The sequence below is a fragment of the Burkholderia reimsis genome (assembly GCF_003294055.1).
In the GTDB taxonomy this organism is placed as follows: Bacteria; Pseudomonadota; Gammaproteobacteria; order Burkholderiales; family Burkholderiaceae; genus Burkholderia; species Burkholderia cepacia.
On the sequence record NZ_QMFZ01000089.1, the window covers coordinates 1 to 8,389 of the forward strand.

An 8,389-nucleotide genomic window follows, 5' to 3' on the forward strand; every position below is an offset into this window, starting at 1 on the left:
CCGCGTACGCAATGGGCGTGAACATCAACCGCTCGTTCAAGCTGTACGGCTGGTGCTCGCTGATCCGCGGTGTCGAATCGGGCGGCACGGTTGAAAACCTGCCGTGCCATACGTTCCCGACCGACGATGGCGGTGTTGACATGAAGTGTCCGACCGAGATCGCGATCTCGGACCGGCGCGAGGCTGAACTGTCGAAGAACGGCTTCATTCCGCTCGTGCATCGCAAGAACACCGACCACGCGACCTTCATTGGCGCGCAGTCGCTGCAAAAGCCTGCCGAGTATCACGACGCTGACGCCACCGCCAACGCGAACCTGTCGTCGCGCCTGCCGTACCTCTTTGCCTGCTCGCGCTTTGCGCACTACCTGAAGTGCATCGTGCGCGACAAGATCGGCGCGTTCAAGGAACGCGAGGACATGCAGCGGTGGCTGAACGAATGGGTCATGCATTACGTCGATGCCGATCCCGCCAACTCGTCGCAGGACACGAAGGCACGCCGGCCACTGGCGGCCGCCGAAGTGGTTGTGGAGGAGGTGGAGGGCAACCCCGGCTACTACAACTCGAAGTTCTTCCTGCGTCCGCACTTCCAGCTCGAAGGGCTGACCGTATCGCTTCGTCTCGTCACGAAGCTGCCGTCGATCAAGGAAGTCGCCTGAAATGTCGGTGGGAGTCCTCGTGTGGCCGGGCACGATACACCTTGAACCCGGTCGCTTTCATTATCAGCAACAACATGGAGTGAAGAAATGGCTCAGGATATTTTTCTGAAAATCGATGGCATCAACGGCGAATCGCTCGACGACAAGCACAAGGACGAAATCGAAGTCCTGAACTGGGATTGGGAGATCCAGCAGGAATCCTCGATGCACGCGGGCAGCGGCGGCGGTGCTGGCAAGGCGACGGTCAAGGACCTGACGTTCGAGCACAACATCGACCGCGCGAGCCCGAACCTGATGAAGTACGCGCTCACGGGCAAGCACATCGATCAGGCGACGCTGGTCATGCGCAAGGCCGGCGGCAATCCGCTCGAATACTTGAAGCTCACGATGAGCGACGTGATCGTCACGCGCGTGAAGCCGTCGGGCAGCAAGACCGATGCCGAGAAGAGCCGCGAGACGGTGTCGCTGTCGTTCGCGAAGGTGAAGCAGGAGTATGTCGTGCAGAACGCGCAGGGCGGTAGCGGCGGCGCGGTGACTGCGAGCTTCGACATCAAGGGTAACAAGGAAGCGTAAGTCCATGGAACGCCGCGCACCGGGCGAAAGTCCAGCCCCCCTCCGGCTGCGCGGCGTTTCCTGCCGTCTATCAAGGTAAATCCTGCATGCGTTCGATCCTGATCGTTCCCGCGCTCGCCTGCGTCCTCGCGCTTTCTGCCTGCGCAAGCGGCGAACCGAAGCCGAAGGAGCCGATGCGGCTCGAAATGAGCGTGAGCGCGTTGCCCGGAGTTAATCCGGATGACCGTAGCCGGCCGGCGCCGATCGTCGTGCGCATCTACGAACTGAAGAACGACGGCGCCTTCAAGGCGGCCGATTTCTTCACGCTGCAGACCCAGGACAAGACAGTGCTGGCCGACGACGTTGTCAAACGCGACGAGCTGCAGCTGCGTCCCGGCGAGCACCAGGTGATCATCCGCCGGCCCGATCCCGCAACGACAGCGATCGGTGTGATCGCGGCCTACCGCGACCTGCCGAACTCCGTGTGGCGTACGGTCTACGCGATGCCGGGCACGCTGGACAAGGCGTGGTACAGCTTCTCCACGCCGAAGCTGAACCTGAATATCGATCTTGAAGCGAACGCCGTCAAGATCACCGAAACAAGAAAATGAAAGTCTTCGCGCAACGAAACGGAAGGTCCGCATGAGCTGGTACGCCAAGGTCGCCTGGCAGGAGGGGCTGTTTTTCCGCCCGCAACTGTTCCAGCAGCAGGACCGCTATTTCGAGAAGTATGCGCACATGCGTGCGGCGCCGCTGTCGCCGTTCTTCTTCGGCTTCGCGCACTTTGCGCTCGATCTCGAATCGCTTGCGCTCGGCAAGGTAATCGTCAAGTCGGCCGCGGGGGTGTTCGCCGACGGCACGCCGTTCGATGCACCCGGCAATACGCCGCTGCCGCCGCCGCTGACGATCCGGCCCGAACACCTCGACCAGGTGATTTATCTGGCCGTGCCGGTGCGTTTGCCGAATTGTGAAGAGACGACCTTCGAGAACACAGCGGATTCGCTCGCACGCTATCTGGTGTTCGATACCGAGCTGCGCGACACGAATTCGATCGGGCTTGCACCCGAGCCGGTGCAGCTGTCGAACCTCCGATTGCGCCTCCTGCCCGAGAAGGAGCTTGGCGACGCGTGGATCGGCCTTGCGCTTACACGTGTGAAGACAATCCGTGCGGACGGCAGTATCGAGCTCGACGACACGCTCGTGCCGCCCGTGTCCGGCTACGGTGCAAGCGATGTGCTGACGGGCTGGGTCACGAAGATTCACGACCTCGCCCGCTTGCGCGCTAACGCGCTCGCGCAGCGGCTTGCTGGCACGGACGACACCACGGCGAGCGCTGCGACGGTGACCGACTACCTGCTGCTGCAGATCCTCAACCACTACGAGCCGCTGCTGCAGCATCTGCTGCGCGTGCCGGCGACGTCGCCCGCCGACGTCTATGCGCTGCTGATCGGCATGGCGGGCGAGTTGTCGACGCACCTGCGCACCGACACGCGGCGGCCACTCGACACGCATCCGCCGTACCAGCATACGACGCCGCATCTGTGTCTCAAACCTGTTGTCGACGACACCCACCGGCTGCTGAACGCAGTGCTGGTTCGTAGTGCCCAGAGCATCGCGCTTGAGGACCGGGGCCACGGCATGCGTAATGCGGTGGTCGATCCCGTTGACATGCAGGGCTTTACCGCCGTCGTGCTGGCGGTTCATGCGGCGATGCCGCCGGACGTGCTGCAGCAGCAGTTCCTCGCGCAGGCGAAGGCCGGTCCGTCGGACAAGCTGCCGAGCCTCGTGCGCAGCCACCTGCCGGGTATTGGCCTGCAGGCGTTGCCGGTGCCGCCGCGGCAGATCCCGTTCAACGCGGGCTACATCTATTACGAACTCACGCAAGGTGGACCGCTCTGGGACGAGGTCGTGCGTCACGGTGGCATCGCGCTGCACGTGGCGGGCGAGTTCCCGTCGCTGAAGCTCGAGCTGTGGGGCGTGCGCACGTAACACGGAACGGACATCCATGAATTCACGAATCGCCAATTGCGACGTATGCCCATGAGCAATCCACCCACCGCTGTCGGCTCGTCCGGGGATAACCCGGCGCCGGCATCCGTGCTCCGGCAGTCCGGCGCTGCGGCAACGGCTGCTGTTCCCTTTCGCGAGCGGCTGATCGCCGTCGAGCAGGCACAGAATCCGTTGCGCGAAGCCGCGCGTGTGCTCCTGCGCGCGCTGGCGGACATGCCTGAGCATCTGGAGGCCGACGAGACGTTTGCACTGCGCGACCTGCTCGAACAGGAGGTGCGCGTCTTCCAGAAACTGTGCGAACAGACGAACATCCGCCGCGACCACATGATCGGCGCGCGATACTGCCTGTGCACGGCGCTCGACGAGGCGGCGACGCAGACCGCCTGGGGCAAGGGCGGATCGTCCGGCATTGAGTGGATCAGCAGCGGTCTGGCCACGACCTTCCACGAGGATCGCCAGGGCGGCGACAAGGTGTATCTGCTTGTTGGCCGGCTGCTCACCGAACCGCGGGACCATCTGGACCTGCTGGAAGTCATCTACGAGATTCTCAGTCTCGGATTCGAAGGGCGCTACCAGCATGAGGCCAATGGCAAGCGCAAGCACGATGCGATCCGCCAGCGGCTCTACACCGAGATCACGGCACAGCGCGGGCCCGCCCCGATGACGCTTTCGCCTCACTGGCAGTCCGATGTGAAAGGCCGCCGCCTGTCTGTCTACGATTTCCCGGTGTGGATCACCGTCACGGTCCTCTCGGTGATCCTGCTCGGGCTCTTCGGCTGGTTCAAGTACGAACTGATGAGCCGCGGCGCAGATGTGCAGAAGCAGATCGCCAACATCGGCCGCATGACGCCGCCGCCCGCGCCGAAACAGTTGCATCTCAAACAGCTGCTCAAGGACGAAATCGCTGCGGGCACGGTAAGCGTCGACGAGGACACCCGTCACAGCGCCGTGACCTTCCGGGGAGATGCGATGTTCCAGCCCGGCGGCGCGTCGGTCAAGGCAACGATGGGGCCGCTGATCGCAAAGATCGCGGGGGAGATCGCGAAGGTGCCGGGCAAGGTGACCGTGCTTGGCTATACGGACAACGTGCCGATCCGCAGCCGCCAGTTTGCGTCGAACGAAGCGCTGTCGGAAGAGCGGGCCACGCAGGTCATGCAGATGCTGCAGGCCGCCGGTGTGCCGGCGAACCGCCTCGAAGCCGTCGGCAAGGGGGACGCCGATCCCGTGGGCGATAACCATACAGCCCAGGGGCGCGCGCAGAACCGCCGCGTCGAGATTCTCGTCGCTCAACAGGGCTGATCCGCATCCGGAATAAAACATGACGAAGTTCCTGTCGTTTCTTGCATCCCGCCAGTTCCTCGCGTTCGTCGCACTGGTCGTCGCGGCGGTGGTGATCTGGTTTGTCGGGCCGTTCTTCGCGTTCGGCGGGCTCAAGCCGCTGGCTGCGGCCGGCATGCGTGTGCTGGTGATCTCACTGCTGCTCGCAGGCGTCCTGCTCTGGCTCGCCGACCTGTCGATGAGCGTTGTATTCGTGGCGTTGGTGTGTCTGCTGATCTGGTACGCGTCCCCGCTGCTTTCGTTCGGACATACGGCGCCGTTCGAACCGGTTTCGACGCGCTGGATGGTGATTGGCCTCGTGCTGACCGTGTTCGCGATCTACTGGATGTTCCGGCTCTGGCAGAAGATGCGCGAGGACGACGCGTTTCTGAAGAAGATGCTGCGTAAGGGTGGCAAGGAGGAAGAGTCGCCCGCCGCATCGCGGCTGCAGGCCATTGAATCGATCGTCGCGGGTGCGCTGGCGCGTCTGAAGTCGATGCGCACCGGTGCGCGGGGGCCGGGCAAGCTGTTCCAGGGCAAGCGCTACCTGTACGAGCTACCGTGGTACATCACGCTCGGTGCAAAAGGTACGGGTAAGACGAGTGCGTTGCTCAACGGTGGCCTGGCGTTTCCGGTCGCTGAACAGATGCAGCGTGCGTCCGGCGCACGCTCGGGCAGTTCCGATGCGGTGGACTGGTGGCTCACCAACGACGCGGTGCTGATTGACACGGCAGGGTATTACACGCGCCACGGTACGTCGACGATGAAGGACGCTGACGTGCAGTCCGTGCAACCGGACACATCGGCTGGCGAGCGCGGAGCGGATGTGACGGAAGGGGCCGCTGTCGAGGCGAAGGACGCCCCCTCGTCCGAATCCCGCGCAGTTGCTGCTACGAAGTCGATCACCAATGTTGTTCCACTCCGTGCCGGCACGGGCGAGACGCGAGAGGGACTGGACCGCGCGGAATGGCTCGGCTTTCTCGGCATGCTGCGTCGGCACCGGCCGCGCGCGCCCATCAACGGCGCGCTGCTTGCGGTCGATCTTGCGACGCTCGCGAGCGCGGATGAACCGGCGCGCATTGCCGAGGCGGCCGCCCTGCGCGCGCGTCTGGCCGAGCTGCGCAAGGAGCTGGGTATCCGCTTCCCGGTCTATCTGATCGTCACGAAGATGGACCGCCTGACCGGATTTGCAGAGTACTTCGGTGCGCTGACAGCCGAGAGCCGCGCGCAGGCCTGGGGCTTCACGCTGCCGTACGGCAAGGAAACCGTCGCAAAGGAAGGGCTGCGCGCGCACTGCCGTGATGAACTGACGCAACTGGCTGGACGGTTGTCGGGCATGATTCACACGCGGCTGCAGGATGAGGACGAGACCCGCAAGCGCCGTCAGCTTGCCGCGCTGCCGGAGGAGTTCGCGGCGCTCATCGGGCCGCTCGTCGATCTGATCGACCGCGTGTTTCTCGATTCCCGCTACGATGACACGCAGCTCCATTCGACGCTGCGCGGCGTCTATTTCACGAGCGCGCAGCAAGGCGGCAGTCCCGTCATGGCGGAGCGCGGCACGGTCGTGCAACGTCTTGCCGCGAAGCAGGGGCAGGGGGCAGTGGCGGACCATGAGGGCCACCGGAGCTTTTTCCTGCACGACCTTCTGACCCGGGTGGTGTTTCCAGAGGCGCATCTCGTTAGTCCCAATCTGCGCTGGGAATACCGCTACCGGCTGCTGCGCCTGATCGGCCACGCGCTCGCCTTGCTGCTCTTCGTCTGGCTCGCGCTCGGCTTGCGCGTGAGCTTCGGCAACAACAGCGACTATCTGGACGTGATTGGTCGCAAGGTGCAGTCACTCGCCACCCGCGTGACGCAGCTTTACAGGGAGCCCAAGCCGGAAGCCGTCCCCGATACGCTGACCGAGGCGCGCTATCTGCCGACATTTCCGAACCTTGACCTGTCCGACCCTGACAGCACGTGGCGCTACGGTCTCTATACGCCGCCGGACATTGTGACGGAAAGCCACCACACCTACGATGCACTCGAGGACAACCTGCTGCTGCCGCAGATCGTGCACCGGATGGAGGACGTGATTTCCGGCGCGATCGCGAACAAGGATACGAAGACCGCGTACGATGGGCTGCGCGTCTATCTGATGCTGTACGACAAGGCGAAATTCAACGCCACCGACGTCAAGGCGTGGGTGCTCGACGATTGGGCGAGAACCGACAGCGCAGCGATCTTCGGCGGACGGGCCTCGATGATCGACCACGTCCAGCAGCTCTTCTCGGGCGAGCGTGTCGTGCAGTCGCCGCTGATCCGCAATGACGCGCTGATCCAGCAGGCCCGCGCGTTTCTGGACGGCAGCAATGCGACCGACCGTCTCTACCAGCGGGCGAAGGCCGCGATGCTCAAGGAAGCACCGGACGAGTTTACGCTGCTGCGCGCGGTCGGGCCGCAGGCCGGCACGGTGTTCACGCGGGCGAGCGGCCAGCCGCTCTCGCGCGGCGTGTCGGGCCTCTTCACGTTCGACGGCTACCGGAACCTGTTCGACAAACGCCTTCCGGAGTTCGTGCAGATCGCGCGCGACGACGACGCGTGGGTGATGGGACGTTCGTATCTGGCGGGTTTGTCCGATTCGGCTCAAAAAAAAACGGCTGAGATTGTGAGCCACGCGACCGGCATGGACGATGCGCTGACGGATGCGGTGCGACGCGAATACCTGATGGAGTACGCGCAGCAGTGGGACGCGTTTCTCAACGACATCCGCACGGTGAGCGGCACGAGCCTCGCATTCAACCTCCAGGTGCTGCGCAGCTTTGCGGCGCCGGACTCGCCGCTCGCACGTCTGGCTCGTGCTGCGGTACATGAAACGACGCTTACTCAGCCGGTTGTCGGTGGGGATGGCTCGTTCCTGCAGAAAGCAGCCGACCAGCTCAATCAGAAGGCGGACAAGGCGTTGGGCATTCGCGCGTCCGAACGCGTCGAGCGCGAACTGGTCGACAATCATTTCGCGGCACTGCGCGAAGTCGTAACCGGGAACGCCGATGCCCAGGCCGGTCCGCAGGCCGTTGCCGCGCAGGCAGGCAAGACGGGCCTCGACGGCGTGACGAACCTGCTGAACGACTACTACACGGCGCTGACCGTTGCCGACAACGCACTGTCGAACAACAGCATGCCGCCCGCAAGCGACACGGCCGCGAAGCTGAAGATGACGGCCGACACGATGCCGGCGCCGTTCCGGGCGGTTCTGCTGCAGCTTGCCGCCGACGGCTCGCACGAAGTCAATCAGGGTATCGGACAGCTGCTGTCGCGCCAGATGCATGCAGTAGTGGGTGACACCTGCCGGCTCACGATCGAGGGCAGCTATCCGTTCGCCCCCGATAGCAAACGCGACGTCAGCATCGACGACTTCACGCGCGTGTTTGCGCAGGGCGGCGTGATCGACGATTTCTTCGCGAAGACGCTCGCGCCGTTCGTCGACACCTCCGCGAAGCCGTGGCGCTACCGCACGTTGCCGGGTGCGACGGAACCGGTGCAGGGACCGGACCTTGAACCGTTCGAGCATGCGAAGGCGATCCGGGACGTCTTCTTCAACGATCCCGGCCACAAGCAGTTGACCTGGAAAGCCGACATCCGGATTCCCGAACTCGATCCCACGATCACGAGCCTGTCGCTCGACATCGACGGCCAGACCTCGCTTTACCAGCATGGGCCGGTGGCGCCTTTCACGGTGACATGGCCGGGGCCGCGCGGTGGCGTCCACACGGAGATCACCGCAAGTCCGCGCATCCGCCCGGACACGTCGACGGTCGCGACGGACGGCCCATGGGCGCTGATGCGCCTGCTCCAGAAGGGCCACGTTGTCGAGA

Annotated in this window: 6 protein-coding genes; all 6 read left to right on the top strand. The window is 64.1% G+C overall.

Annotated elements, in window-relative coordinates:
* On the top strand, positions 1–656 hold a 656-nt coding region (tssC, locus tag DPV79_RS41125; protein ID WP_113048139.1), incomplete at its 5' end, for a type VI secretion system contractile sheath large subunit.
* An 87-nt stretch (positions 657–743) separates the two neighbouring features.
* On the top strand, positions 744–1,229 hold the full coding sequence (locus DPV79_RS41130; protein WP_113048134.1) for an Hcp family type VI secretion system effector: 486 nt from the start codon (positions 744–746) through the stop codon (positions 1,227–1,229).
* An 86-nt stretch (positions 1,230–1,315) separates the two neighbouring features.
* Positions 1,316–1,819 (top strand): type VI secretion system lipoprotein TssJ, encoded by a 504-nt coding sequence (gene tssJ, locus DPV79_RS41135; RefSeq protein WP_113048140.1) that lies wholly within the window; start codon positions 1,316–1,318, stop codon positions 1,817–1,819.
* Between the two features lie 31 nt (positions 1,820–1,850).
* Positions 1,851–3,197, top strand: coding sequence for a type VI secretion system baseplate subunit TssK (tssK, locus tag DPV79_RS41140; RefSeq protein WP_113048141.1), 1,347 nt, complete (start codon positions 1,851–1,853; stop codon positions 3,195–3,197).
* 51 nt (positions 3,198–3,248) lie between these two features.
* Positions 3,249–4,517, top strand: a complete 1,269-nt coding sequence (gene tssL / locus DPV79_RS41145) for a type VI secretion system protein TssL, long form (protein ID WP_244321913.1) — start codon at positions 3,249–3,251, stop codon at positions 4,515–4,517.
* A gap of 19 nt (positions 4,518–4,536) precedes the next feature.
* On the top strand, positions 4,537–8,389 hold a 3,853-nt coding region (tssM, locus tag DPV79_RS41150), incomplete at its 3' end, for a type VI secretion system membrane subunit TssM (RefSeq protein WP_113048143.1).